This window comes from Methylobacterium sp. W2, assembly GCF_020662345.1.
Classification (GTDB): Bacteria; Pseudomonadota; Alphaproteobacteria; order Rhizobiales; family Beijerinckiaceae; genus Methylobacterium.
Genome location: NZ_VMOA01000054.1, coordinates 1 through 24,754, shown reverse-complemented (window position 1 = coordinate 24,754; position 24,754 = coordinate 1). Strand labels below are relative to the sequence as shown.

Here is a 24,754-nt window from a genome sequence, read left to right as displayed (position 1 = left end):
CGCGGAGCGGAGCCCGGGATCCAGACGCACAAATGGTGATCCAGCGTCACGCCGGCGGCGGTTCTGAATTCCAGGCTCGCCTGCGGCGCCCCGGAATGACGGGATGACGGCGGCACCGATCCGATCGTCCGAGACCGGGTATCGTCCACGAAAGACCGAGACCGAACATGCGTCTGCTCCGCCTCTGGCCCGATGAGTCGCACGTCGACTTCATGCGCTTCCGGCGCTTCACCTTCCCGCTCTCGGCCTTGCTGTCGGTGGGGACGGTGATCCTGTTCCTGACGGTCGGCCTCAATTTCGGCATCGACTTCAAGGGCGGCACCCTGGTGGAGCTGCAGGCGAAATCGAAGACGGCCGACGTGGCCTCCGTACGCCACACCGCCAACAGCTTCGGCTTCGGTGAGACCGAGGTGCAGGAGCTCGGCGGCGACGGGCAGATCCTCGTCCGCTTCCCGCTCCAACCCGGCGAGCAGGGCCAGACGGCGGTGATGCAGAAGGCGCACGGCGCCTTCGACGCGGAATACGAGTTCCGCCGCACCGAAACGGTGGGGCCGCGCGTCTCGGGCGAGCTCGTTCAGTCGGGTACGCTCGGCGTCGTTCTGTCGGTGCTCGCGGTGCTCGTCTACCTCTGGTTCCGCTTCGAGCGGGAATTGGCGCTCGGTGCCATCGTCGGCACCCTGCACGACATCGTGCTCACCATCGGCATCTTCGTCATCAGCCGGATCGAGTTCAACATGACCTCGATCGCGGCGATCCTCACCATCGTCGGCTACTCGCTCAACGAGACGGTGGTGGTGTTCGACCGGACCCGCGAGCTGATGCGGCGCTACAAGACCATCCCCACGGTGGAGCTGCTCAACCTGTCGATCAACTCCACCATGTCGCGCACGGTGATGACGGCGACCTCCGCCTTCCTCTCGCTGCTCGCCTTGGTGCTGTTCGGCGGCGAGGCGATCCAGGGCTTTGCCGTCGTGATGCTCGCGGGCGTGGTGATCTGCACCTATTCGGCGATCTTCGTATCGACCCCGGTGCTGATCTATCTCGGCCTGATGCTGTCGGGCGTGAAGTCCCAGAGCCGTCCCACCGGCGGCCGCGTGCCTCAGGCGGCGGAGTAGAGATGGCGGAGGGCAGCCTGCACGATGGGTTCGTTCCCGGGCGCCACCTCATCGACGCCTACGGCAACGGCGGCTTTCGCTTCGCCGACATGTCGCATCGCGGCTCGATCCTGGTGACGCCGGGGGGCATCAGGGCCTGGGATGTCCTGGAGGCGAAGGCCATCGACCGTACCGCCCTGCGCCCGATCGTGGCCGAGGCGGGGGCGGTCGAACTCCTCCTCATCGGCACCGGCCTCGACATCGCGCCGTTTCCGGACAGTCTGCGGCGCTGGCTCAAGGACAACGGCATCGGCCTCGACGTGATGCAGACGGGGGCCGCCGCGCGGACCTACAACATCCTGATGGCGGAGAACCGCAAGGTCGCCGCCGCGATGATCGCGGTCGCGTGACCAGGACCGAGACCAGCCCCGGAACCGCCGACCCCCTCGCGTTCGCCTTCGAGCATTGCGAGTCCCTGGTCCGCGAGGGCGACCCGGACCGCTACTTCGCGACCCTGTTCGCACCGGCAGCCTTCCGGCCGCATCTCTTTGCGCTTGCCGCCTTCAGCCTCACCATCGCCCGCGTGCGCGACGCCGTCACCAACCCGATGGCCGGCGAGATCCGCCTGCAATGGTGGCGCGACGCGCTGCAGGGCGAGGCGAGGGGGGACGTGAAGGCCAATCCCGTCGCCGCCGCGTTGGATGACGCCATCGTCAGGCGCAAGCTCGGGCGCCAGCCCTTCGTCGATCTGATCGATGCCCGCGTCTTCGACCTCTACGATGACCCGATGCCGCGGGTGAACGATCTCGAAGGCTATTGCGGCGAGACCGCGTCCTCGCTCATCCGCCTCGGCGGGCTCGTCCTCTGCGACGGAGCGGAGCCGGGGGGCGCCGCCGCCGCCGGCCATGCCGGGGTCGCCTACGGCGTCGTCGGATTGCTGCGGGCGCTGCCCTGGCACGCCCGCAACGGGCAGGTCTACCTGCCGACCGATATCCTGAAGGATCACGGCGTCACCCGCGAAGACATCGTCACGGGACGTGGAGGCCCCGGTCTCCTCGGAGCGACCGCCGACCTGCGGGCCCTAGCCCGGCGCCATCTGAAGGCCTTCGAGGACGCGCGAGCCACCATCGCGCCTGCCGCTCGGCCCGCCTTCCTACCGACGGCTCTGGTGGAACCGAGCCTCGCGATGATGGAGCGGCCGGGCTACGACCCGTTGAACACCGCTATCACCCTCCCGCGCTGGCGGCGGCTGTGGCGGCTCTGGCGCGGATCGCGGAAGACCTAAAGCCTACTGTCCATCCCCCCTGCGGCGTCGCGCAGCGGCCTTGAAGGGGGGCTCCAAGAATTTCAGATCAGGCTGGAGGGCTCCTCCAAGACCCGCTGACGCGGGCACCTCAGGCGGCAATCTCGCCTACGGGATGAAAGAAAAGGCCCCCCGACATCACTCTGTCGGGAGGCCAAGGCTTCAGCGCGCCTTCTTCGTCAGCTTCTGCGCGATCTCGAACATCTCCTGCGGGGCGTAGTCCGGAGTGAAGGCCGAGGGGACACCGGTGAGCTGGTGGATCTTGCCGCCGTCGGGCATGCCCTCGACCACCGACAATTCGCCCGGCGGATCACCCGGCAGGGCCATCTCGCCATTGCCCCAGATGCCGGCCATCTCCGTGTAGTCGCCGGGGCTGAAGGTGTAGAGCCGGCGGTGCGAGCCCTCCTGCAGGTACTTCTGGCATTCGGGGATCTTGTCGAGGTTGATGTTCGGGGTCGGCAGGAACTTCTCGATCTCGACACCGGTGATCTTCTTCAATGCCAGGGCGTAGGCATGGGCGTGGACCGAACCGCGCACGAGGAGATAGCCGCAGACCTCTCGGCCCGTGGGGTCCGTCAGGGTCTCGTAGACGCGCAGCTTGTGTAGGCGGGCGCCGCATTCGAGATGGAAGTTGTGGAGCAGGTCGACAACCACGTTGCCCGTGGTGGTGATGAAATCGTTGTTCCAGGAAGCGCCATTGCTGTTGACCGGCGTCACGCCGCCACCATTCGACAGGAACGCCGCTGCAAGGCGAATGTCCTTCATGTCCTCGAAGGGCGCGCCCGAGATGTCGCCGCCATCCTTCTCGTCGCCGTCATTGTCGGGGCCGTTATTAAGCATGGCGACGCCATTGCTCACCAGCTCCACATGGCCCAGTTCCTCGGCGGTGATCGCGGCAACGAGGCTATAAAAAGGGCGAAGCTTAGACTTGCTGCGAAAGTTGAAGCTCTGGAACATGTAGTTCCCAAGCGTCGACATCTCGCCATACTTGCCGCCCAGCAATTCCTGCAGGGCCGCGGCGGCGTTGGGATCTTTCCTTTTGGGGGCAGGAAGCTCGGCTTGTAGTTTGTCGACGCGCATGAACATAGATGATTCTCCGTCTCGCCACGCAATGAATACGATTGGGAACGGTCGCCAAGTCGGCATGTTCCGCCGCCACGGCACTTGGTTGCGCGGGTCCGGACCCCGCCTGGAGAGCCCCGGCCGAGAACCGCAGCCTTCGCGCAACAGCTTTTGAATACAAGATTCCCCGCGTTGAGCCGGTCTCACTGCTCTGCTAGCAACGATGTCAAGACCTCGACGTGAGATCGGGGCCATCGAGGAGTGCGACGCCCGTGAACACCTGGAATCAAGTCTACGACCCGTTCGGGAGCCCCTGGCTCTCGACGCTGGCCGCCTCCCTGCCGGTCATCGCCCTGCTCGGCATGATCGCCAGCGGCAAGGTGAAGGCTCATATCGCGGCCGTCCTCTCCCTGGTCCTAGCATTCTGCGTCGCGGTGTTCCTGTTCGGCATGCCCGCCGACCTCGCCACCCGCGCCTCCGGCTACGGCATCGCACTCGGCCTTTTCCCCATCGGCTGGATCATCCTCAACGTCATCTTCCTCTACCGCCTGACGGTGGAGAAGGGATGGTTCGCCACCTTGCAGCAATCGGTGGCCGGCATCACCACCGACAGGCGGCTCCAATTGCTGCTGGTCGCTTTCGCCTTCGGTGCGTTCTTCGAGGGCGCGGGCGGCTTCGGCACCCCCGTGGCGGTCACTGGCGCCATCCTGATCGGCCTCGGCTTCTCGCCGCTCGCCGCCTCCGGCCTGTCGCTCATCGCCAACACGGCGCCGGTGGCCTATGGCGCACTCGGAGCGCCCATCGCCGGCCTCGCCTCGGTCACCGGCTACGACCCCTACATCCTCGGCGCCATGATCGGCCGCCAGCTGCCGTTCTTCTCGGTGCTGGTGCCGTTCTGGCTCATCTGCGTGTTCGCGGGGTTCCGCGGAATGCTGCAGATCTGGCCCGCCATCCTCGTCTGCGGCGGCTCGTTCGCGCTCGCCCAGTTCGGCATCTCGAACTACGTCAACCCGTGGATCGTCGACATCGGCGCGGCGCTGGTCTCCATGGGCGCCCTGGTGCTGTTCCTGCGCTTCTGGCGCCCGGCCGTGATCTGGACCTCGCCGGCCCTGCGCGGCAACGATCCGTCCATCGGCTACGTCACCACCGTCGACGGCCCCAAGGCCGCCGCCGCCACCCGCACCGCCACCTCTTCCGAGATCCTGCTGGCCTGGGTGCCGTGGATCATCCTCTCGGTGATCGTGGCGATCTGGGGCACCAAGTTCTTCAAGGACATCGTCGACCCGATCTTCATCTGGAACTATCCGGTTCCGGGCCTGCACAACGTCATCATGAAGGTGCCGCCCGTGGTGGCCACCGCCCATCCGGAGCCCGCCGTCTTTAAGTTCGCCTACATGTCCTACACCGGCACCGGCGTGCTGTTCGCGGCCATCCTCTCCGGCCTCCTGATGCGGTTCTCGCCCTGGCGCCTCGTGACCGCCTACATCGAGACGATCTGGGTGCTGCGCTACTCGCTCATCACCATCTCGGCGATGCTGGCACTGGGCGTCCTCACCCGTTACGCGGGCGTCGATGCCACCTTGGGGCTCGCCTTTGCGGGCACGGGCATCCTCTACCCGTTCTTCGGCACGTTGCTGGGCTGGCTCGGCGTCGCGCTCACGGGGTCGGACACCGCCTCCAACGTCCTGTTCGGCGGCCTGCAGAAAATCACCTCGGAGCAGCTCGGCCTGTCGGGCATCCTCATGGCCTCGGCGAACTCGTCGGGCGGCGTCATGGGCAAGATGATCGACGCCCAGTCCATCGTCGTCGCCTCCACCGCCACCGGCTATTTCGGCCAGGAGAGCAAGATCCTGCGCTTCGTGTTCTGGCACTCCATCGTGCTCGCCTGCCTCGTCGGCGGGCTCGTGATGCTCCAGGCCTACGTCTACCCGTTCAACGCGATGGTCATCCATCCGTAAGGGCGAACCGACAGGCTGAATCCATGACCCGTCCCGGCGATGCCGGGGCGGGTTTCATTTTTGTCGCGCCGCGCGAGGAAGGAGCCCTCCGGCAAAGAGGGATCTTGCCCTTGTGCCCGCGCGGCTCCACCACGGAATCCATGTTCTTCCGCACGCTCGCCTCGCGCTACTCCCTGTCGAACCTGCCCGCGCAGGCGACCGCACGCCTGCGTCTCGCGCCGCTGGTCCAGGCGGATGCGGAGGCGGTCCAGGCCCTCACCGACGATCAGGCGATCACGGGGGCGGTGGATTTTCTGCCCGATCCCTTCACCCTCGACCATGCCCGCCGCCTGATCGGCAGGGGGAAGCCGACCAAGGATTGCTTCCTCGGGGCCAAGGCCGGCGGCGTTCTCGTGGCGGTGGTCGGCCTCCACCTGCGCGGCGAGCACGCGGTGGAGCTCGGTTACTGGGTCGGCGGCGCCGCCCGGGGCCAGGGCTACGGCAGCGAGGCGGTGACGGGGGCCATCGCGATCCTGCGCAAGCGCTTCCCCCACCGCTTCATCGTGGCCGAGTGCCGGCCCGAGAACGAAGCCTCGCGCGGCCTCCTTCTCAAGACCGGTTTTCGCGATACCGGCGACGAGGGCCACCGGCCGGGCCGGCGCATCTTCTCGCTGGATCCGGTCTGATCAAGAGATATCGGCAGCGCAGCCGCGGAGGGACGCGTGACCGAAGACGGCAAAAGAAAATTCGTTGCCAAGCGGTTCAACGAGCACGTCAAGCTTCTCGCAACGCTCTTCAACGCCTTGTCGATCGCGACGTTCGGCGCCGCCTTCGTCGTGCCGCTCGCGCAAGGCCAGTATGGCGTGCTCAGCGGCGGACATTGGATTTTGATTTTCGCGGCCCTCGCACTACATTTAGCGGGTCACGCTGCCCTCCGATTCATGCGCAGTGAGGATTGAAGCTCGATGACGCTCTCCCTGCAGATCGCCGGCCTCGCCGCCCTTCTCATCGTTGGTGGATTGTCCGCGCTCAAGCTCGCGGCGATGGATTTCGACCGGCGCCACCCGCGCCGCACCGAGCCCGTACCGCGCGATTGATCGTAGACTGATCCACAGCCAACGGCGCCTTCCCGATGGCGCAATTGCAGATGGTGGGCGTCCGGTCGAACTGGGCCGAAAGCGTTCCGCTGAAAAAGCCGAGTCCCGCTGTGAGTCCCTTCGCCCCGCACGCGGGGAGAGGGGAATGCCCACGCGCCGTCTACTCCGCCGCGATCGACACCGCCTCGCTTCCCATCCACGCCGCCAGATCCGCCCGCGCCCGGTCCGTATAGGCGCGCTTCTTCGCCACCGCCTTTTCCGGCCCCTTCAGGCGCTTGCCGCCCTCGCCCTTCGGGGCATGGGCGAGGGGCGGAAACAGGCCGAAATTGACGTTCATCGGCTGGAACGAGCGGGGGCTCCCAGCCTCCTCGGCGGCGATGTGACCGCCGGTGATGTGGCCGATGAGGGCGCCGAGCGCCGTAGTGGCGGGGAGCGGCGCCAGGGTCTCGCCGCGGGCCTCGGCAACGGCGAAGCGGCCCGCCATCAGGCCGATGGCGGCGCTCTCGACATAGCCCTCGCACCCCGTGATCTGTCCGGCGAAGCGCAGGCTCGGCCGCGCTCTTAGGCGCAACGTCGCGTCGAGGAGGCGGGGTGAATCGAGATAGGTGTTGCGGTGGAGGCCGCCGAGACGCGCGAATTCGGCATTCTCCAGCCCGGGGATCGTGCGGAACACCCGGACCTGTTCGGAATAGGTCAGCTTCGTCTGGAATCCGACCATGTTGTAGAGGGTACCCAGCGCATTGTCCTGGCGCAGCTGGACGATGGCGCAGGCCTTCACGGTGGGATCGTGCGGGTTGGTGAGGCCGACGGGCTTCATCGGGCCGTGACGCAGGGTCTCGGGCCCTCGCTCGGCCATGACCTCGATCGGCAGGCAGCCGTCGAAATAGGGGGTGGTCGCCTCCCATTCCTTGAAGCCGATCTTGTCGCCCGCGATCAGCGCCTGGATGAAAGCGTCGTACTGCTCGCGGTTCATCGGGCAGTTGATGTAGTCGGCGCCCGTCCCGCCCGGTCCGACCTTGTCGTAGCGCGACTGGAACCAGGCCTTGTCCATGTCGATGGAGTCGCGGTGGACGATGGGCGCGATGGCATCGAAGAAGGCCAGCGCCTCGGCCCCGGTGAGGCCACGGATCGCCTCCGCCAAAGCGGGGGAGGTGAGGGGGCCGGTGGCGATGATGGTCCGGCCCCATTCCTCCGGCGGCAAGCCCGCAACCTCCTCGCGGGCGATGGTGACGAGAGGATGCGCCTCGAGGGCGGCGGTGACGGCGGCCGCGAACCCGTTCCGGTCCACGGCAAGCGCGCCGCCGGCCGGCACCTGGTTGGCGTCGGCCGCGCGCAGGATCAGCGAGCCGAGCGTCCGCATCTCCTGATGCAGCAGGCCGACGGCGTTGCCGTTGGCGTCGTCCGAGCGGAACGAGTTCGAACAGACGAGCTCGGCCAGATCCTGACCGTGATGCGCCTCGGTGGCGCGCACCGGTCGCATCTCGTGGAGCACCACCGCATGGCCGCTCTCGGCGATCTGCCAAGCGGCCTCGGACCCGGCGAGGCCGCCGCCGACGATGTGGATGGGGGAGGTGTCTGCGCGGTCCGTCATGGGCACGGGATAGACCCGCGCCCCGTCCCGATCAATGCAGCTGGGGCGAGACCAGGAAACGCTCGCGGTCGCTCGACGTCACGACGAGCTTGATCGGGCGTCCGTCGCGCTCGATCGTGAGTGGCACCCGCACCCCCGCTTCTCCGAGGGCCCAGACCTGACGGAAGAACCCGGCGAGATCCTCCACCGGCTCGCCCGCCACCGCCGCGAGCACGTCGCCGACGCGCAGGTCCGCACTCTCGGCGGGGCCGTCATCGGCGAGCCCCATCACCACCACCGTGCCGTCGCTGTCGCTGGCATAGAGGCCGAGCCAGGGCCGGGTCGGGCGGTCCGCCCGCCCGCGGGTGGTCAGATCCTCGAGGATCGGCGGCAGCAGGTCGATGGGCACCACGAGGTTGATCGCCTTGGGGCCTTCCGCGCCGCCCTGCTGCAGTTGCAGGGAGCCGATGCCGAGAAGGTCGCCGGCCGGGCCGATCAGCGCTGTGCCGCCCCAATGCGGGTGCGAGGGCGCGGTGAACAAGGCCTCGTCGAGGACGTATTCCCAGTAACCTGCAAATTCCTGCCGCGCGATCAGCTCGGCGGCGACGCAGCGGGTGCGTCCGCCGGCTCCGGCCACCACCGCCTTGTCGCCGATCTTCAGGCTGGCCGAGCGCCCGATGGGGAGCGGCGGCAGCGCCAGGTCGCCCAGGGCCTGGACGAGGCCGAACCCGGTGACGGCGTCGAAACCGACCACGTGGCCGGGGACCGAGCGTCCGTCATGCGTCGTCATCCAGACGCTGTCCGCCTCGGTGACGAGATAGCCGATGGTAAGGACGAGGCCGTCTTCGCGGATCACCACGCCGTTGCCGGCCCGTTCCGTGCCCAGGGTTTCGGCAGTGAACGCCTCCGGCGGGATGCGCGTTGAGAGCGACACGATCGCCGACAGGGCCCTGTCGAGGTCGTACGCGTAATCGCCGGCCTTGGGCTGCACGGCGGCGGGAATTTTCCAGTCTCCGTGCGACGTCATGAATCCCGTGTCCTTGTCCTGCACCCGATGTCAGAAACGGGAGATAGGTCGCCGGCTCCCCGTCGAACACCCATCCCTTCAGCCTTGCCATCACCCTTGCGTATCTCGGCTCTGAGGGAGAGGTGCGCCGATCCACATTGATTGCGCGCCACGCAGTAGCCGGCGCGCCTCCGCTCCATTAAGAGTCGTCTGCAACGTTCCCGCCAGATCGAACGGTCGAATCATGTCGCGCAGAGAAGACGCTCCTAGCCTTGCGTGACGACGCGGCACTGGCGCGCCTGATCGCGGCCGTGGCATCCGGCAACGAGCAGGCCCTTCGGGCTCTCTACGATCTCACCGCTCCGAAACTTTTCGGCATCGTGCTCCGTATCCAACGGGATCGCGGCATGGCCGAAGACGTGCTCCAGGACGTCTACCTGCGTATCTGGCAGAGTGCCGGTTCGTTCTCTCCGGAGGCGGGCCGCCCTTTGTCGTGGCTCTGTACCATCGCCCGCAACCGGGCGATCGACGGGGTCCGCCGGAAGGGCGAGGTCCAGGGGCCGGTGAGCGAGGACGGAGAGGACTGGGTGGAACGGTTGGCCGATCCCCATGACAGCGAAGCTGCGATTCTCGGGCGCGACGCCCTGCGCACCTGCCTGTCCCGCCTCGACGAGACGCAGCGCGACTGCATCGTGCTGGCCTATTGCGAGGGACATTCCCGCGAGGAGCTCGCGGCCCGGTTCGAGCGGCCGGTCAACACCATCAAGACCTGGCTGCATCGCGGGCTGTCCGCCCTGCGCGGCTGCCTGGAGGGGCCGGCATGACCGAGGACCCCGCCGAGCGCGACCTGCGCGCCGCCGAATACGTCATCGGCACGCTCGACGCCAACGAGCGCGCCGCCATGGATCTCGAACTCGCCGTCGATCCCGCCGCACGCGCCGCCGTGCAGGATTGGGAGCGTCGCCTGGCGCCCCTCGCCGCCGCCATCCCCGAGATCGAGCCGGGCGAGGGCGTGTGGCAGGCGATCCTGCGCGCGTTGCCCCATCGGACATCCTCCTCTCCGGCGGCGAACGACAACCGCGTGGCCGCCCTGTCGCGCAAGCTCGGCCTGTGGCGGGCCGCCGCGGCGGGAGCCGGGGCGCTGGCGGCCGGGCTCGCTTTGTTCATCGCCGTCGCCCCCCGCCCCGGTGCGGAGGGCGAGACCCGCTACGTCGCCGTGGTCAGCAGCGGCGGCGAGGCGCCCGCCCTCATCGTCAGCATCGATACGGCGGCGGGAACCGCGCGGGTGCGCCCGGTCGGCGCCGAGGCGCCGGCGGGCCGCAGCCTCGAATTGTGGTATGTGGGAGCCGACAAGACGCCGAAATCCCTCGGATTGATCGGCAAGGATGCCGCACGCTTAGCCCTGCCCGCCGGGTCCGATGCGGCGCGGCGTGGGGAGGGTGTCTTTGCCGTCTCGGTGGAGCCGCCGAACGGCTCGGCCACAGGCCAGCCCACCGGCCCCGTCGTCTATACGGGCAAGCTCATCCGCGATTGAGGGCGTCCCAGACGGGAACCTGCCACGATGGAGCCCTCCCATGCCGCGCTTTGCCGCGAACCTGACGCTGCTCTTTACGGAACACGCCTTCCTCGACCGCTTCGAGGCCGCGTCCCGTGCCGGGTTCACGGCGGTGGAGTTCCTGTTCCCCTACGCGCATTCGCCGGAGGCGATCGCCGGGCGACTCGCCGCGCACGGGCTCGACCTCGTTCTGTTCAACATGCCGCCGGGCGATTGGACGACCGGCGAGCGGGGCCTCGCCGCTCTGCCTGACCGCTTCCACGAGACGGCCGCCGGGATCGAGACGGCGCTCGCCTATGCGCTGGCGACCGGCTGCCCGCGCCTGCACATGATGGCGGGCCTGGCAGACGGACGCGACAGCCGCGCCGGGCAGGCTTATCGCCGCTCCCTGCGCCACGCCGCCGGACGTCTCGCCCACCACGGACTCGATCTTCTGATCGAACCGATCAACCGCCGCTCCATGCCGGGCTATTTCCTCGACGATGTCGAGGCCGCAGCCGATCTCGTGGCGGACCTGCGCGCGGAGGGTCTCACCAACCTCAAGCTCCAGTTCGACATCTTCCACTGCCAGATCCTGCACGGCGACGTGACCACGCGGCTGGCCCGCCTGCTGCCGATCATCGGCCATGTCCAGGTCGCCGGCGTGCCGGCCCGCCACGAGCCGGGGACCGGCGAAGTGAACGACGCCTTCGTCTTCGCCGAACTCGACCGGCTCGGATATTCGGGTTCGGTCGGGTGCGAGTACAATCCGCGTGGCCGAACCGAGGACGGGCTCGGCTGGCTGAACGCCTTTGCGGGTGGATGAACGCGGATTTAGCGCACTTGCGCCGGTTCTCCCTCAGCCCCTGTAAAGCATACCCCTACCGCATCGCACGGTTCGCCACCGACGGGCGCGACCAACAATTGTTTATGACATGCCATCGTGATTAGGGACTGGCCCGGCCAGATTAAACGGCCAAGCTTCTTCTCCCCACGGGACAGATCGATCCATGGCCGACCTCTTCAAACCCGTCGCCCTGACGGGGAATGCCGTCGTGGACAGCCTCATCATCGGCGGGGCCTGGAACGCCGCGACCCTGACCTACGGGTTCAAGGCGCAGGACATCGATGCGAACGGGATCGATGATTTCGACGAAGGCGATTGGAAGGCGTTCTACAAAGAGATCTACGACAACGTCAGCGGCTTCGCGGCGGTCGATTTCGTCGAGGGGACGGTGGAGCAGGCTCAGCTGATCCAGCGTCTCGATGTGGGCGGAGGCGGCGAATCCGGTACGCCCTCCCCGGGCGTGACCTCGCTGGAAACCGCGGTGGGCATCAACCCGGACAGTGTGAAAGGGGCCGCCGACGTGGTTCGCCTCGGCACCTATTCCGAAACCTGGATCCACGAGATCGGTCACAGCCTGGGCCTCGGCCACCCCCATGACGGAGAGAACGGCAAGCTGCCGGGCGTCGTCAAGCCGGGCGATTTCGGCACCGGCAATCTCAATTCCCAGATCTATACGGTGATGGGCTACACTTTCGCATTCTGGGGCGAGGACAACCCGTTCACCCCCGAGCCCGACGAGAACACCGCGCTCAACGCCCAGCCGGGCTCCTTCGGCGCCATCGACATCGCGGCTTTGCAGCATCTCTACGGCGCCCGTGCCCACAACACCGGCAACGACGTCTACCGCTTCAGCGACGATGTCGACGCCAATCGCGGCTACACCACGATCTGGGATACCGGCGGCTCCGACACGATCGCCTATGATGGATCGAGCGCGGCCAAGATCGACCTGCGCGCGGCGACCCTGAAGGCCGAGATCGGGGGAGGGGGCTGGCTCTCCACCTCGGAAACCCTGACCGGCGGCGTGACCATCGCCAACGGCGTCTCCATCGAGACGGCGAGGGGCGGGTCGGGCGACGACATCCTCATCGGCAACGACGGCGCCAACCGGCTCGACGGTGGACAGGGATCCGACCGCATGAGCGGCGGCCTCGGCAACGACACCTATGTGACGGATGGCCTCGACACGATCGAGGAGGCGGCCGGGAGCGGGACGGACCGGGTGCTGAGTTCGGCCAGCCATCGCCTCGGAACCTATGTCGAGAACTTGAAGCTTCTCGGCACGGAGGCGCTGGACGGCATCGGCAATGCCCGCGCCAACGTCATCACCGGCAATGGCAGCAGCAACATGCTGACGGGCGGAGCGGGAAACGACGTGCTGACGGGTGGGGCGGGCGAAGACACGTTCCTGTTCCGGACCAAGGCCGGCACCGCCAACACCGACCATATCCGCGACTTCTCCCTCGCCGACGACGTGATCGCACTCTCGGCCAACGTCTTCGCCGGACTGACGGCCGGTCCCCTGTCGGAGGCGTCGTTCAAGGATGTCGCATCGGGGTCGCTCGATGCGGATGACCGCGTTCTCTACGACCGCGACACGGGCCTCCTCTCCTACGATGCCGATGGGAGCGGGGCCGGTACGGCCCTCGCCATCGCGGTGATCGACACGAAGGCGGCGCTGACCTTCGCGGATGTGCTGGTGGTCTAGATAGCCGTGTCATGCGTCGGTCCGAGGCGCGACCTGACGATGACGAACGGGACCGGCTGATCCCCTCTTCTCACTCCCATCCCGAAGTGCCGTCCGGAAGACGAGGCGATCGTCCCCAGTTTCCACGGGGCGGAGGAGCCTGAAACTTTCCACCCGTCTTGTCCGTAGCCTTGCGAAAACGGGGAATGCCTTCTGCGATTTCGGAGGCACGCATGCGATTGATCTTAGGGTTATTTGCGGGTTTGAGCATTCTTTCGTCGCCCTGCGGCGCTCAGCCGGGGCAGAACCAGCCGACCGTTACGGCCCGGCAACGGGAGGCCGTCAGCGAGGAGCGGGCGGCCGAGGTCAGGGCCGCCATCGCCGAGGCGCGAAAGCGCCAGGACAAGATCGACCGGGAGAACACCAGTCTTTGGCTGCGCTGGACCTACGCGGTCTGTATCGGCTGCGGCCCGATGCCCCGGACGTTTCGCCCGGTCCACACGCATCCGTTGCGTGTGCTCAGCGGCGTTCCGGCGGCCCTGGACGACGAGCGCGACAGGCGGAGAAGCCGCCGCGCCTGACGCCGCACGGGGCAGACCTCACTTTTTGGCAGGATCGGTGCGCTTCAGGATCGCCTCCATCTGCGCGATCTCGGCTTCCTGTGCCTTGACGATGGCCTCGGCCAGGGAGCGGACCTCCGGATCCTTCGAATACTGAAGCGCGACCTTGGCCATGGCCAGGGCGCCCTTGTGATGCGGGATCATGCCGGCGGCGAAATCGCGGTCGACGTCGCCGGAATAGCGGATCTCCATGTCGCCGTGCATGCGCATGCTCGCTTCCTTGAAAGCACGGGTCGCCGGGGTGTCGGCGGCCTTGCCCTTCGTCGGCGTCTTCGGCCCGTCGTCATGGCTGTGGGAATGGGTGGTGCCGTCCTCGTGGCGGTGCTCGGCGGCCGCGAGGACCGGGGAGGCGAGGGGCAGAGCCAGGATCGCGGCCAGGATCGCGGGGAGGGCTGTCTTCGTCATTCGAGTTTCCTGTCGTCAGAAGGTTGCGGGCGGGGAGGGCAGTGCCCCCGCCACCAGGGAGGGGGTTTCGTCGCCCTGCGCCTCGCGCAGGCGGGCGAAGGCGGGTCCGCCGAAGCGCAGCATCAGGACCGGCGTCAGCACGGCGTCGAGGAGCGTCGCGCTGATGAGGCCGCCGAAGATCGTCACGGCCACGGGGTGGAGGATCTCCTTGCCCGGCGCGGTCCCGTCGACCAGCAGCGGCACCAGGGCGATGCCTGCGGCCAGCGCCGTCATCAGCACCGGCACGAGGCGCTCGTTGCTCGCCCGCAGGACCAGGGCGGGTCCGAAGGGCAGGCCCTCGCTGAGGCCGAGATTCAGCACGTGGCTGATCTTCAGGATGCCGTTGCGGGCGACGATGCCGGTGAGCGTCACGAAGCCGATCATCGAGGCCACCGAGAGCGGCAGGCCGGCGATGGTGAGGGCGATGACGCTGCCGATGAGGGCGAGCGGCACGTTGCCCATGACGATGAGGGCCAGCACGCCGGAGCGGTAGCGGCTCGCCAGCAGCGCGAAGACCAGGGCGAAGGAGACGAGGCCGAGGAGCCCGATCCGGCGGGTCGCCTCCCCCTGCGCCTCGAACGCACCTTCGAGGCGGGCGCTGATTCCCTCCGGCAGCGTCGTCCGTGCCAGGGCCTGCACGATGGCGGCAGCGACCTTCGAGCCGTCGGAGCCCGGCACGGTGTTGGCCTGGACCACGATGCGGCGGCGGCCGTTCTCGCGCAGGATCTGGTTGGGCCCGTCGCGCTCGGCGATGTCGGCCAGGGCATGGGCGGGCACCCAGCCCGACGGCGTCTCGATGAGGAGGTCGCGCAGGGCGACCATGGACCGGCCGCTCTCGGGCAGGCGCAGGACCACGTCGAAGCGGCGCAGGCCGTCCACCAGGGTCGAGACCACGCGGCCGTTGGCAAGGTTCCCCACCGTCTCCACCACTGTGGCGGGGGAAACGCCGTAGAGCGCCGCCTTGGCCGGATCGACCCGTATCTCGATCTGTGGCACGCGCACCTGCCGCTCGACCTGGAGATCGGCGACGCCGGGAATGCCCGACAGGGTCTCGCGCAGGGATTCGGCAGTGCGACGCAAGGCGTCGAGATCCTCGCCGAACAGCTTCAGGGCGATCTCGGCGCGGACGCCGGAGAGCATGTGGTCGAGCCGGTGCGAGATCGGCTGGCCGACATTCACCGTGACCGGAAGAACGGACAGCCGCCCCCTGATGTCGGCGACGATGGCCAGGCGTTCGCGCCCGCCGGGCTTCAGGCGGATCTCCAGATCGGTGGAATGGACGCCCTCGGCATGCTCGTCGAGCTCGGCGCGTCCGGTGCGGCGCCCGACCTTGTCCACGTCGGGAATGTCTAGGAGCAGGCGCTCGGCGATGGCGCCGACGCGGGCGGATTCGGCAAGCGAGATGCCGGGGGTGAAGGTGGTGGTGACCGTGAACGAGCCCTCGTTGAAGGTCGGGAGGAAGGCGCGGGGCAACCGGCCCGCGCCGTAGCCGGCGGCAGCCACCGCGACGATCGCACAAACGATGGCGAGGCGCTGATGAGCGAAGGCCGTCTCCACGAGGCGCCCGTTGGCGCGCTTGAGGCCGCGGATCAGCCGGCTCTCGGGATGGTCGAGGCTCTTGAGGCCGGGGAGCAGCCAGGAGGAGAGGGCGGGCGTCAGGGTCAGCGACACCACGAGACTCGACAGGATGGCGATGATGTAGGCTTGGCCCAAGGGCGCGAACAGCCGGCCCTCAATGCCCGACAGGGCGAAGAGCGGCACGAAGACGAGGCAGATGATGATGGTGGCGTAGACGATGCCGGAGCGCACCTCGTTCGAGGCGTCCACGATCACCGCGAAGGACGAGCGGGGCGAGCCCTCCGCCCGCAAGCCCTCCGCCCGGTTGTCGCGCAGGCGCCGCAGGATGTTCTCCACGTCGACAACGGCGTCGTCCACCAATTCGCCGATGGCGATGGCGAGGCCGCCGAGCGTCATCGTGTTGATCGAGAGGCCAAGCAGCGAAAACACCGTGGCGGTGGCGAGGATCGAGACGGGGATGGCGGCGAGCGAGATCAGCGTGGTCCGCACGTTCATCAGGAAAGCGAACAGCACCACGGCCACCACGGCCACAGCCTCGATCAGCACCGTGATCACGTTGCGAAGCGACGTCTCGATGAAATCCGCCTGCCGGAACAGGACGCTGCCGGCCTCGATCCCGTGCGGCAGGGAGGGGCCGATCTCCTTGAGCGCCGCCTCGACCTCGCGGGTCAGGCGCACGGTGTCGATGCCCGGCTGCTTCTCGATGGAGACCACCACGGCGGGCTGGCCCATGAAGCCGCCGTCACCGCGCTTGGGCCGGGCCCCGAAGGCGATCTCGGCGACCTGCCGCAGGTAGACCGGACCGCCCGGCGTCGTGACGACGAGATTGCGCAGGTCGTCGAGATCGGTGGTGCGGCCGAGCGCCCGGATCAGGACCTCGCGCCCGCCGGCCTCGGAATAGCCGCCGCCGGCATTGCCGCCGTAATTCTGGAGGGCACGGGCCAGAGCCTCGTCGCTGACGTCGAGCGCCCGCATGGCGGCGGGATTGGGCGCGACCCGGAACTGACGCACCTCGCCGCCGATGGGGATGACCTGCGCCACGCCGGGGATGGAGAGCAGGCGCGGGCGCAGGGTGAAATCGGCGGTCTCGCGCACCTGCATCGGGGTCGCGGTCTTCGACGTGACGGCGACGAGCAGGATGCCGCCCATGATCGACGAGACCGGCCCCATCTGCGGCACCACGTTGGGCGGCAGTTCCGAGCGCGCCAGCGCCAGCCTCTCGTTGACGAACTGCCGGTCGCGGAACAGGTCGGTGTCCCACTCGAACTCTACCGTGACGATGGACAGGCCGATGCCGGAGACCGAGCGCACCCGGCTGACGCCGGGCAGGCCGTTCATGCGGGTCTCGATCGGGTAGGTCACCCGCTGCTCCACCTCCGTGGGAGCAAAGCCCTCGGCCTCGGTCAGGATCGTGACCGTGGGCCGGTTGAGGTCGGGGAGCACGTCGACGGGCAGGCGCGCGAGGGACAGCGCGCCGGTGAGGACCAGGGCGAAGGCGAGCGCCACGACGAGCAGGCGGTTGCGCAGGGATTGCGCGACGATGAGGCCGAACATGAGCTCTCTCCTCAGCGGATCTGGTCGAGGAGTTCGGCGCCCTGGACGACGACGCGCCGTCCCGGCTCCAGACCGCCGGCAATGAGCGTGCGTTCGGCGTCGACGGGATCGGTGCGGACGGTGCGCGCCACGAAGCGCTCGGCGCCGACATGCTCGTAGACGACGCTGCCGCCCTCCGCCCGCAGGATGCCGGAGCGCGGCACCGCGAGACCGGTCCGCTCCCCCGTCAAGGGGGCGTGGACAGTGACGAACTGGCCGAGCCGCAGGCCAGCCGGATCGCCCGCCACCGCGAATTGCACCGGCACGGCCTGGTTGCGGTCGGCGAGACCGGCCCCGCGATAGGTCAGCGCCATGCCGCGCCCGTCCCCGAGCCGCGCCGTCGCCGCGCCCTCGGGGGCCAGGGCCTCGAAGCTCAGCGCCTCGACCCAGAGTTTGCCCGGATCGACGATGCGGAAGACGACGGTGCCGGGGGCGGCCATGGCGCCCGCCGTGGCGCTCGCCTCGGCGATGACCCCGTTCACCGGCGCGACCAGGGCCTCGGGCGAGCCGCGGACCGTGTCGAGGGCGGCGCGACGGTCTTTGAGCCCGTCGCGTTCGGAGCGGGCATCGTCGAGCTGGGTCTGGGCCACGGCGCCGGTCCCCGCCAGACGCTCGAACCGGATCACGCGCCGGTCGAGGATCGCGATCTGCTGGTCGAGTTCGCCCTGGCGCTGGCGCATGTCGGAGACGTCCACGGCCTGGACCGGCGGGGTGACGGTGGCGAGCACTTCGCCGCGGGTCACGCGGGTTCCCAGACGCGGGAAGCCGTTCGCCGGAGGGGCCAGACGGCCGCCCACGGAGGATTGCACCACGCCGCTGGCATTGGGATCGGCGATGACCCGGCCGGGCAGGGCCACGGTGCGGGCCACGCTCTCCGTCGCCGTCACGGCGGTGCGCAGGACGAGAAGCCGCTGCAGGGATTTGGGCACGAAGATCGATCCGTCGCCCAGGCGTCTGGCCCGGTCGGCGCCGCCGGAGGGAGGGCTCGCCATCATCCCCCCCTCGGCGGGCGCGGCATCGTGGCCTTCATGGGCGAGGGCGGCGCTGCCCAGCACGATCGTCGCCGTGACCGCCAGGACGACGACGATGGGAATCGTGCGCCGACGCCGGAACAGGACGACGGCGCCGAGGCCGAGCAGGAAGCCCCCGGCGGCGGTGACGGAGGGCGGCTGGTGGGTCAGGCGTTCGACCAACGAGGCGGCGGTCGCCGACTCGGACGTCGCCGCCGCGGCTTTGGCGGCCGGCAGGTCGAGATCGAGGGAAAGGATGTCGGTGCTGCCCTCCGCCGTCACCGCGACGAGGAGGTCGTGGTGCTCGGATTCCTCCAGCCAGGGCGCCGGGAGCCGGTAGCTGCCATCGGCCTGGAGCTCGGCCTTCCTGCGCCCGTCCGGCGTCGAGAGGGCGAGGGTGGCGTCGGTGACCGGCGCATTGGTCTCGAACGTGTCGAGATAGAAGACGAGATCGTGGCCCTGCACGGTGGCGACGAGTTCGTAGCGCTCCGACTTCGCCTCGGCGCGCGGCGCCGCCGCCGCAACGGGCAGGGCAGGGGCCTCGTCTCCGTGGGAATGGCCCTCATGGGACAGGACCGCGCCGGACAAGCCCGCCCAGGCGATGGCGCACGCCGCGACGAAGCGCAGGGCTGCCGGAAAAACGATGGACATGATGGGAGAACCTCGACGCCGATGAAGCAGGGACGGCTTTCCGCGCGGCGCCGGCAGGCAGCCGGGCGCGGAACGCCGTCGTTACGTCAGGCGAAGGGTCTCGGTGGTTCGGACGGGGAATCCGGGGCGACGTCCGTGCGGGCGGACATGGCGCCCACGGGAACGGGACTGGTCAAGCCGGGTGCGGATGCGGCATCCCCTTCGGCCGGTGCCAAGCCGATGGCGCAGCAGCAGGCGGCTCCGCAGGGGCCGGTGCAGCAGGGACTGGCACAGCCGAGATGGGGTTCGGCCCGCAGGACGGACACGATCACCTGCATGCCGGGAGCGACGACATCCGCCTGGACCGCCAGCGCGTCGAGGGAGATCGGAGCCTGAACCCGCTCGATAGGGGCACCGCCATCGTGCCCATGGCCCGTATGGGCGCTCGCGGGCGACGACATGCCGAAGCCGGCGATCGCGAGGATCACCGTCATCAGCCAGAGCGCAAGGCTCCGGTCCAGATTGCGCCGGAAGGGTTTCATGTCGGCGCAGAGCGTAGCATAGGGCATGCGCCCGCGACAGGGCCGATCGCAACTCGGAAGGCTAGACGCGTGAGACAGATCCTCGTGATCGGCATCGGTACCGGAAATCCGGAGCATGTCACGATCCAGGCGATCCGCGCCTTGAACACGGTGGATGTGGTCTTCGTCCTCGACAAGGGCGGCGAGAAAGCCGACCTCGTCGCCCTGCGCCGGGAGATCTGCGAGCGCTACATCGAGGACCGCCCCTACCGCATCGTCGAGGCGCAGGACCCGGAGCGCGACCGCAATCCGGCCGATTACGGCGTCGCTGTCGAGGATTGGCACGGTGCCCGCGCGGCTCTCTACGAGGCGATGATCGCGCGCGAGCTTCCCGAGGACGGCACCGGCGCCTTCCTGGTCTGGGGCGACCCCTCTCTCTACGACAGCACCCTGCGGATCATCGACCGGATCGTGGCGCGGGGGCGCCTCGCTTTCGACCATCGGGTGATTCCCGGCATCACCAGCGTCCAGGCCCTGGCGGCGAGCCACCGCATCGCCCTCAACCGCATCGGCGCTCCGGTCCAGATCACCACCGGGCGCCAGATCGCAGGGGGACTGTCCGCCGAGGCCGACACCACCGTGGTGATGCTCGACGGCGACCCGACTTTCGCCCATCTCGACCCGGACCTGACGATCTATTGGGGCGCCTATCTCGGCAGCGACGACGAGATCATCCTCTCGGGCCGCCTCGGTGACGTCGCCGCCGAGATCCGGCGCGTCCGGGCCGAGGCGAGGGCGCGCCACGGCTGGATCATGGACATCTACCTCCTGCGCGGGCCAGCGGATTAGGCAGAATCCTCGCCCTCAATGATTGCGCGGTCGCTCGCCCTTCTCGAGATGGCCGGCCAAGGTGAAGCCGATCTCCTGCATCAGATCCTTGAGAAGGGCCGCCAGTCTCGGCTGGTGGAGGTCGGCCGCGAGGTCGTGCAGGGCGATGGCGTGCTCCGCCATGCGGTTGGCCGCCTGCTCGGCCCGTTGCCAGGGCCGGTGGAGTGGCACCCCGTCCTCGGTGTGATCGATGGCGATGCCGAGGCCTCTCGCCCGCCCGGCGGACTCGCCCCCGTCGATCCGTCCGCGCAGGCCGAGCCGGCGTTCGCCTCGAACCGTTCGGAACACGATCTCGAACAGGCCGCCCGCCTCGATGGCGGCATGCAGCGCGTTTTCCACGCGAAGTCGGTCCTCGGCGAGGATCGTCGCAAGGAAGACGTCGAGCCTCACGCCCGCCGCCACCGGAGCGAGACCGAGCAAGTCCGCGAAAGAGGCCGAGAGGACGATCCGGCCGGCCCCGACGTCGTAGGACCAGACGCCCACGACACCCGAGGCATCGAGCGCGGCCAGGAGGCCGTCCGTGTCGCCGGTGGAAAGGCTCGTGCGCGCAGGCATGGATCTCCTGGGCCGCCGGGGCGGATCGCTGAGGACGAAGAAACGTGTGACCGTGGACCGACACGAGGATGGAATCGCCCTCGCACCGAATTTACCTGAGGTTTATAAATCTTCGGTAATCCACGGTACCCGCCGCAACTTAGCCGCTGAAATGCGTGATTGGAAGCGCTAGACACGCCCTGCGGGAATTTTTGGCAACCTGAGATTGATAGAGGCCCTGCGGTTGAACGGGGGCGGGATCGTCCATCGTGACCGCGATCCCGGTTGACCGCACCTGCCGATCCCCGGCCGCGCTCTTAACCACTGGTTTACGCCAAGCCGTTGATTTCGTTGGCAGTCGTTCCCGGCCACGGATACCGTCAGGTGTAGACGTTCCTAGCTCGAAAAACGCGAAAGCCCGGCGCGGAGTGATCCGGCCGGGCTGATTTGAGTGTGGTGGAAGATCGTTTGCTGAACGTACAGTGGTCCTACGCGGCTACCTTATAGTTCGATGGGTCGGACCCATCGATGCGCAGCGGTGCGGTCTCCGCACTAGGCACGCACCAGCCAGCGATCTCGCGCACGCCAGCCTCGCGCGGAAGCTTGAGCGCATCGATTGCCGCGAGGCGGATGATCGCCTCAGCATTGCTATCGATCTCGATCTCGTTCCGCTCCCACCGGCTTACGGCCAGCGGTTCCCGATGCACCATTGCTGCGAGCTGCGCCTGCGTGAGGCCCATCTCGGTACGCAGGAAGCGGAGCTCAGGCCCGGTGATGGCCGAGCGCTTGTCTACGATCCCGTGGGCGATGGCCATGTGGAGGCCATTGATGTTTGGGATCGTCACGCATTCCTCGCCAGCGTCATCTTCGACGAGGTTCACCCCCTCGATGTAGACATTGTCGAGACCGCTCTCCTTGTAGCGATAAGCGTTCATAGGTTCCCTCGTTCTATCCGTGGGGGCCAAGAGTGGCCCCAAAACTTGCTTTTTTATCTCCTGCACCAATCCCTCACTTCTCGTCTTTCCACATTACGGTGACCAGTTTGATAAGATTGGCGCCGGGGTCGGGTACAGCGATGACGCGCACTATCCGATTGCCCGAGTTGGGCGATCGGCTTTCGATGCGGTACTTGAACAATCCTGGTCGAGTCGCCTCGACCGGGTGCTCGTAAACGAAACCATGTTTCAGCACGTAGGATGCATCGCCGATGAACAGGTCGCGGATGTCGAGTTGGTCGCGAGCATGTCCAGAAAACGTCAGATTGAGCTTGTCGCTCCTCGCCAGTTTTCTAATTTCGTCGGTCGCATCCGCTGGCTTCCATGGTTGAAGTTTCGCCACCCGTTCCCCCGGCGTTATGCGAAGCACTTATCACGGTGATAAGTTCCACGCCACAGATAATAGGTGGTACGCCGTGTGCAAGAGCACCGCGTGTCCGTTGGGCAACGCTGCAGTTTGCCGGCCCAAGCGATAAACCCGCCGGGCGCAGAGCCAGGCGGGTCTGTCGTCGTGTATCCGGGGACGGCTATGCGTGGGCGTTAGGTTGGCGATATCAGCCCTACAGCCCCTGCACGGCCCGCCAGTCAGCTGCCATCCGCTCGCGTGTCTCGAAGCTATGACGCAGGGCACTACCCTCCTCGCCTCGCCCTGCGGGGCGCGAGGCCATTTCATCGATCCGTTTGGCACCGAATGCCAAACGCAGCTCGCTCATCCAGGCCATGTCAGCTTCCGTGAGCCACGCTTCAGCCCGAGCCACCATATGGTTTGCCCTATCGCAGGATACGTAAAATGCCATGCATCCCAATGATGCATCACGCCTAGCGTTGCGGTCCGATGCCGTACGAAAAACCCGCCGCGGCGTGAGCCGGGCGGGTGGAGTGATGGCTTGATGGAGGAGCACCCCTTGGGAGGAGTGAACCTATCCTCCCGCTCTTGGTATACCAGCGTCAAGCCCCGAACGTGAACAAGTCACTGGGGCCGGCTTCAATCTGGGCAACGGTCACGTCGTGCAGGATGATCTTGTTGGTGCCCTCGACGCCCGCGAACGTGACGATGGTGTCCTGGCCGTTGTGAAACTCTTTGAGCGTCGCTCCAGTGGCCCCGGCGATGTGTACGGCAATATGGTCCGCGTTGACGTCGAAGCCGTAGACATTGTCCCGTCCGAAGCCGGCTTGGTAATGGAAGGTATCCGAGGACGAGCCCGCGAACAGTTTGTCGCCCCCAGCTCCGCCGTCAATCGCATCTCCGCCCTTGCCGGCCGTGATACGGTCCGCGCCGGACGTACCAAGGATCTCGGCATGATGGCCTAACGTGGACTGGGAGGTGACACTCTGGCCTTCCGTAACTGCGCTCATATCGATGTGAACGCCGCCCCGCACGTATATCTGCTCGATATTACCGATGCTACCTTTGCTTAACTCAACGTAAGCAAAGTCAAGTTCGCCCGCAACGAAGAAAAGACTGTCTTTACCGTCGCCGCCATCCAGCATCGGGGCGCCCATTCCTTCTGTCAAAGTAGCATTGCCCGAGATGACTAACCGGTCGTTGCCTCCCATCCCTAGCAAGGCATCGTTCCCGCCGTTCCCGCGTAGAGCGTTATTGCCATCATCGCCTTGGAGGAAATCATTAAAGCTCGACCCTGTGATGTTCTGGATGTTGCTATACGTGTCGCCCTCAGCGTCTCCGAAATGGCCAACGTCCGAAAGCACAACTACGACGGCTTCGGAAGAGCGCTCATACGTAATTGTGTTGATGCCAGTACCGCCGTCAAAGATGTCTGCCCCTGCACCTCCGTCGAGGATATCGTTGCCTCCCCCACCGTTCAGTGTGTCTGCGCCAGAACCCGCGCGCAAAATGTCGCCGAAGTTACTACCAGTTATATACAAAAACCCTGTATTGTCCGATAAATCCAGAGAGATTGAATATTCAGATCCAGTCATAATCTTGTTGGACTGATCTGCAGGATCGCCGTCGAAACGTTGACTATCGATAAAGTACGTACCATAGATGCCATAAACACCATCGTCATTCATAATATATCGATCATTGAAAAAGGGGCCTAATGTATGATTTCCGCCTGGCCCATCATAATAGTTTAGTGCATTTTGTCTTAAAACTACCGTATTACCGGGATCATAATCGCCATTATATGTAAACGAAACTGAAGCCATGACCGCATCCCCCGATTGATTAAAATTGCCCGATGCGTATGCAAAAATGAGCGACGAACGCTAAAACAGTAATGGTTTACGTTCGCTTACGGCGGCCGATCCACTTTATCCAATCTCAAAATGGCGCGCCCTCCACCTTGAAGCGAACCACCGTCTCGTCCCGCGTCAGCGGCCAAACGTACTGATGGACGAGGTTGCAGGAGTAGACCGGCACCGCACGGTAGCTGGCATCCCCGGCCTCGAAGTAGCTCGGCACGTCCTCGACGAAGGTGATGACGTGCTCGCCGAGGCCGCGCGGCGGGCGCTCGTAGTCCACGTCCGCCAGCCACTTCCGATGCGTGTGAGCGTCGTAGAGGACGCGGTCGACGTGCCCTCGGCAGTCCCGCAGGTACTTCACAGTCTGCCGGATGATGAGCTTGCCACCTGGCTTCACGACGGGCGTCAGCACCTCCGTGCGACTCACCTCAACCGGGATGTGCCGGTCTTGCGCGTAGTAGGCGAACGTAGCGGCGATCGTTAGAATGGCCCCTGAGATGATCCCGAGACAGGCATAGCCGAAATAGCGCCAGATCATCGTGGCATGCCCCTTACGAACGAGAACAGATCCCACCCCATCTTGGCGGCAGCGATGG

General features: G+C 66.9%; 25 protein-coding genes. 13 read left to right on the top strand and 12 right to left on the bottom strand.

Annotated elements, in window-relative coordinates; genetic code table 11:
- The first annotated feature begins 167 nt into the window (after window positions 1–167).
- The 3 genes from secF to FPV16_RS22585 are packed head-to-tail and all read left to right on the top strand — an operon-like array spanning window position 168 to window position 2,379.
- A complete protein-coding gene (gene secF, locus FPV16_RS22595; RefSeq protein ID WP_227440754.1) occupies window positions 168–1,115 on the top strand; it encodes a protein translocase subunit SecF in 948 nt (315 codons plus the stop codon).
- A gap of 2 nt (window positions 1,116–1,117) precedes the next feature.
- Window positions 1,118–1,504, top strand: coding sequence for an Mth938-like domain-containing protein (locus FPV16_RS22590; RefSeq protein WP_227440753.1), 387 nt, complete (start codon window positions 1,118–1,120; stop codon window positions 1,502–1,504).
- On the top strand, window positions 1,501–2,379 hold the full coding sequence (locus FPV16_RS22585) for a phytoene/squalene synthase family protein (protein ID WP_227440752.1): 879 nt from the start codon (window positions 1,501–1,503) through the stop codon (window positions 2,377–2,379). The genes FPV16_RS22590 and FPV16_RS22585 overlap by 4 nt, the downstream gene beginning before the upstream one ends.
- A gap of 180 nt (window positions 2,380–2,559) precedes the next feature.
- Here the strand turns inward: FPV16_RS22585 and FPV16_RS22580 are convergent, their stop codons facing one another.
- Window positions 2,560–3,483 carry a manganese catalase family protein gene (locus FPV16_RS22580; RefSeq protein WP_227440751.1) on the bottom strand — a complete coding sequence of 308 codons (924 nt, stop codon included), beginning with the start codon at window positions 3,481–3,483 and terminating at the stop codon, window positions 2,560–2,562.
- A 248-nt stretch (window positions 3,484–3,731) separates the two neighbouring features.
- Between FPV16_RS22580 and FPV16_RS22575 the strand changes: the two genes are divergently transcribed.
- The 4 genes from FPV16_RS22575 (at window position 3,732) to FPV16_RS26195 (ending at window position 6,493) form a co-directional block, all read left to right on the top strand.
- Window positions 3,732–5,417 (top strand): L-lactate permease, encoded by a 1,686-nt coding sequence (locus tag FPV16_RS22575; protein ID WP_227440749.1) that lies wholly within the window; start codon window positions 3,732–3,734, stop codon window positions 5,415–5,417.
- A gap of 140 nt (window positions 5,418–5,557) precedes the next feature.
- A complete protein-coding gene (locus tag FPV16_RS22570) occupies window positions 5,558–6,082 on the top strand; it encodes a GNAT family N-acetyltransferase (protein WP_227440779.1) in 525 nt (174 codons plus the stop codon).
- Between the two features lie 36 nt (window positions 6,083–6,118).
- Window positions 6,119–6,355 carry a hypothetical protein gene (locus tag FPV16_RS22565; RefSeq protein WP_227440747.1) on the top strand — a complete coding sequence of 79 codons (237 nt, stop codon included), beginning with the start codon at window positions 6,119–6,121 and terminating at the stop codon, window positions 6,353–6,355.
- Window positions 6,356–6,361: 6 nt separating this feature from the next.
- Complete coding sequence (locus FPV16_RS26195; protein WP_264483985.1) at window positions 6,362–6,493, top strand: hypothetical protein; 132 nt, start codon at window positions 6,362–6,364, stop codon at window positions 6,491–6,493.
- A 160-nt stretch (window positions 6,494–6,653) separates the two neighbouring features.
- Here FPV16_RS26195 and trmFO read toward each other — a convergent pair whose 3' ends face one another.
- Together trmFO and FPV16_RS22555 are read right to left on the bottom strand one after the other, a co-directional pair.
- Window positions 6,654–8,084, bottom strand: a complete 1,431-nt coding sequence (gene trmFO, locus FPV16_RS22560) for a methylenetetrahydrofolate--tRNA-(uracil(54)-C(5))-methyltransferase (FADH(2)-oxidizing) TrmFO (protein ID WP_227440745.1) — start codon at window positions 8,082–8,084, stop codon at window positions 6,654–6,656.
- Window positions 8,085–8,115: 31 nt separating this feature from the next.
- Window positions 8,116–9,090 carry a S1C family serine protease gene (locus FPV16_RS22555; protein WP_227440743.1) on the bottom strand — a complete coding sequence of 325 codons (975 nt, stop codon included), beginning with the start codon at window positions 9,088–9,090 and terminating at the stop codon, window positions 8,116–8,118.
- A gap of 251 nt (window positions 9,091–9,341) precedes the next feature.
- On the opposite strand from FPV16_RS22555, the gene FPV16_RS22550 reads away from it, so the two are divergent.
- From FPV16_RS22550 to FPV16_RS22530, 5 genes are all read left to right on the top strand, one after another.
- On the top strand, window positions 9,342–9,893 hold the full coding sequence (locus FPV16_RS22550) for an RNA polymerase sigma factor (protein ID WP_227440741.1): 552 nt from the start codon (window positions 9,342–9,344) through the stop codon (window positions 9,891–9,893).
- Window positions 9,890–10,603 carry an anti-sigma factor domain-containing protein gene (locus FPV16_RS22545; RefSeq protein ID WP_227440740.1) on the top strand — a complete coding sequence of 238 codons (714 nt, stop codon included), beginning with the start codon at window positions 9,890–9,892 and terminating at the stop codon, window positions 10,601–10,603. Before FPV16_RS22550 ends, FPV16_RS22545 begins: the two co-directional genes overlap by 4 nt.
- Window positions 10,604–10,643: 40 nt before the next feature.
- Window positions 10,644–11,429, top strand: coding sequence for a 2-oxo-tetronate isomerase (otnI, locus tag FPV16_RS22540; RefSeq protein WP_227440738.1), 786 nt, complete (start codon window positions 10,644–10,646; stop codon window positions 11,427–11,429).
- 184 nt (window positions 11,430–11,613) lie between these two features.
- The gene (locus FPV16_RS22535) at window positions 11,614–13,158 is read left to right on the top strand and encodes a M10 family metallopeptidase C-terminal domain-containing protein (RefSeq protein ID WP_227440736.1); all 1,545 of its coding nucleotides are present in this window, start codon (window positions 11,614–11,616) and stop codon (window positions 13,156–13,158) included.
- Between the two features lie 242 nt (window positions 13,159–13,400).
- Window positions 13,401–13,718 (top strand): hypothetical protein, encoded by a 318-nt coding sequence (locus tag FPV16_RS22530; protein ID WP_227440735.1) that lies wholly within the window; start codon window positions 13,401–13,403, stop codon window positions 13,716–13,718.
- An 18-nt stretch (window positions 13,719–13,736) separates the two neighbouring features.
- Here FPV16_RS22530 and FPV16_RS22525 read toward each other — a convergent pair whose 3' ends face one another.
- The 4 genes from FPV16_RS22525 to FPV16_RS22510 all read right to left on the bottom strand — a co-directional run bounded on the left by FPV16_RS22525 (window position 13,737) and on the right by FPV16_RS22510 (window position 19,581).
- Window positions 13,737–14,162 carry a DUF305 domain-containing protein gene (locus FPV16_RS22525; protein ID WP_227440734.1) on the bottom strand — a complete coding sequence of 142 codons (426 nt, stop codon included), beginning with the start codon at window positions 14,160–14,162 and terminating at the stop codon, window positions 13,737–13,739.
- 15 nt (window positions 14,163–14,177) lie between these two features.
- The gene (locus FPV16_RS22520) at window positions 14,178–17,333 is read right to left on the bottom strand and encodes an efflux RND transporter permease subunit (protein ID WP_227440733.1); all 3,156 of its coding nucleotides are present in this window, start codon (window positions 17,331–17,333) and stop codon (window positions 14,178–14,180) included.
- An 11-nt stretch (window positions 17,334–17,344) separates the two neighbouring features.
- On the bottom strand, window positions 17,345–19,033 hold the full coding sequence (locus tag FPV16_RS22515; RefSeq protein WP_227440732.1) for an efflux RND transporter periplasmic adaptor subunit: 1,689 nt from the start codon (window positions 19,031–19,033) through the stop codon (window positions 17,345–17,347).
- A gap of 86 nt (window positions 19,034–19,119) precedes the next feature.
- Entirely contained in the window at window positions 19,120–19,581 is a 462-nt protein-coding gene (locus tag FPV16_RS22510) for a hypothetical protein (protein ID WP_227440730.1), read from the bottom strand.
- A 42-nt stretch (window positions 19,582–19,623) separates the two neighbouring features.
- Here FPV16_RS22510 and cobF point away from each other — a divergent pair, with 42 nt between their 5' ends.
- Window positions 19,624–20,382: a precorrin-6A synthase (deacetylating) gene (cobF, locus tag FPV16_RS22505; RefSeq protein WP_227440728.1), complete on the top strand. Its 759-nt coding sequence runs from the start codon at window positions 19,624–19,626 to the stop codon at window positions 20,380–20,382.
- Window positions 20,383–20,397: 15 nt separating this feature from the next.
- Here the strand turns inward: cobF and FPV16_RS22500 are convergent, their stop codons facing one another.
- From FPV16_RS22500 to FPV16_RS22480, 5 genes are all read right to left on the bottom strand, one after another.
- A complete protein-coding gene (locus tag FPV16_RS22500; protein WP_227440726.1) occupies window positions 20,398–20,976 on the bottom strand; it encodes a hypothetical protein in 579 nt (192 codons plus the stop codon).
- Window positions 20,977–21,443: 467 nt separating this feature from the next.
- Window positions 21,444–21,890 carry a helix-turn-helix domain-containing protein gene (locus FPV16_RS22495; protein WP_227440725.1) on the bottom strand — a complete coding sequence of 149 codons (447 nt, stop codon included), beginning with the start codon at window positions 21,888–21,890 and terminating at the stop codon, window positions 21,444–21,446.
- 73 nt (window positions 21,891–21,963) lie between these two features.
- Window positions 21,964–22,293: a DUF4258 domain-containing protein gene (locus tag FPV16_RS22490; protein WP_227440723.1), complete on the bottom strand. Its 330-nt coding sequence runs from the start codon at window positions 22,291–22,293 to the stop codon at window positions 21,964–21,966.
- Between the two features lie 605 nt (window positions 22,294–22,898).
- On the bottom strand, window positions 22,899–24,122 hold the full coding sequence (locus FPV16_RS22485; RefSeq protein ID WP_227440721.1) for a calcium-binding protein: 1,224 nt from the start codon (window positions 24,120–24,122) through the stop codon (window positions 22,899–22,901).
- Between the two features lie 115 nt (window positions 24,123–24,237).
- Window positions 24,238–24,754: hypothetical protein (locus FPV16_RS22480; protein ID WP_319802269.1), on the bottom strand; the 517-nt coding region annotated here is incomplete at its 5' end.

Coding starts and splice junctions, on each gene's coding strand:
- FPV16_RS26195 (WP_264483985.1), top strand. CDS start 6,362: ATGACGCTCTCCCTGCAGATCGCCGGCCTCGCCGCCCTTCTCATCGTT.
- FPV16_RS22580 (WP_227440751.1), bottom strand. CDS start 3,483: ATGTTCATGCGCGTCGACAAACTACAAGCCGAGCTTCCTGCCCCCAAA.
- FPV16_RS22515 (WP_227440732.1), bottom strand. CDS start 19,033: ATGTCCATCGTTTTTCCGGCAGCCCTGCGCTTCGTCGCGGCGTGCGCC.
- FPV16_RS22520 (WP_227440733.1), bottom strand. CDS start 17,333: ATGTTCGGCCTCATCGTCGCGCAATCCCTGCGCAACCGCCTGCTCGTC.
- FPV16_RS22495 (WP_227440725.1), bottom strand. CDS start 21,890: ATGAACGCTTATCGCTACAAGGAGAGCGGTCTCGACAATGTCTACATC.
- FPV16_RS22545 (WP_227440740.1), top strand. CDS start 9,890: ATGACCGAGGACCCCGCCGAGCGCGACCTGCGCGCCGCCGAATACGTC.
- FPV16_RS22485 (WP_227440721.1), bottom strand. CDS start 24,122: ATGGCTTCAGTTTCGTTTACATATAATGGCGATTATGATCCCGGTAAT.
- FPV16_RS22555 (WP_227440743.1), bottom strand. CDS start 9,090: ATGACGTCGCACGGAGACTGGAAAATTCCCGCCGCCGTGCAGCCCAAG.
- FPV16_RS22510 (WP_227440730.1), bottom strand. CDS start 19,581: ATGCCCTATGCTACGCTCTGCGCCGACATGAAACCCTTCCGGCGCAAT.
- FPV16_RS22500 (WP_227440726.1), bottom strand. CDS start 20,976: ATGCCTGCGCGCACGAGCCTTTCCACCGGCGACACGGACGGCCTCCTG.
- FPV16_RS22535 (WP_227440736.1), top strand. CDS start 11,614: ATGGCCGACCTCTTCAAACCCGTCGCCCTGACGGGGAATGCCGTCGTG.
- FPV16_RS22525 (WP_227440734.1), bottom strand. CDS start 14,162: ATGACGAAGACAGCCCTCCCCGCGATCCTGGCCGCGATCCTGGCTCTG.
- secF (WP_227440754.1), top strand. CDS start 168: ATGCGTCTGCTCCGCCTCTGGCCCGATGAGTCGCACGTCGACTTCATG.
- FPV16_RS22590 (WP_227440753.1), top strand. CDS start 1,118: ATGGCGGAGGGCAGCCTGCACGATGGGTTCGTTCCCGGGCGCCACCTC.
- trmFO (WP_227440745.1), bottom strand. CDS start 8,084: ATGACGGACCGCGCAGACACCTCCCCCATCCACATCGTCGGCGGCGGC.
- FPV16_RS22570 (WP_227440779.1), top strand. CDS start 5,558: ATGTTCTTCCGCACGCTCGCCTCGCGCTACTCCCTGTCGAACCTGCCC.
- otnI (WP_227440738.1), top strand. CDS start 10,644: ATGCCGCGCTTTGCCGCGAACCTGACGCTGCTCTTTACGGAACACGCC.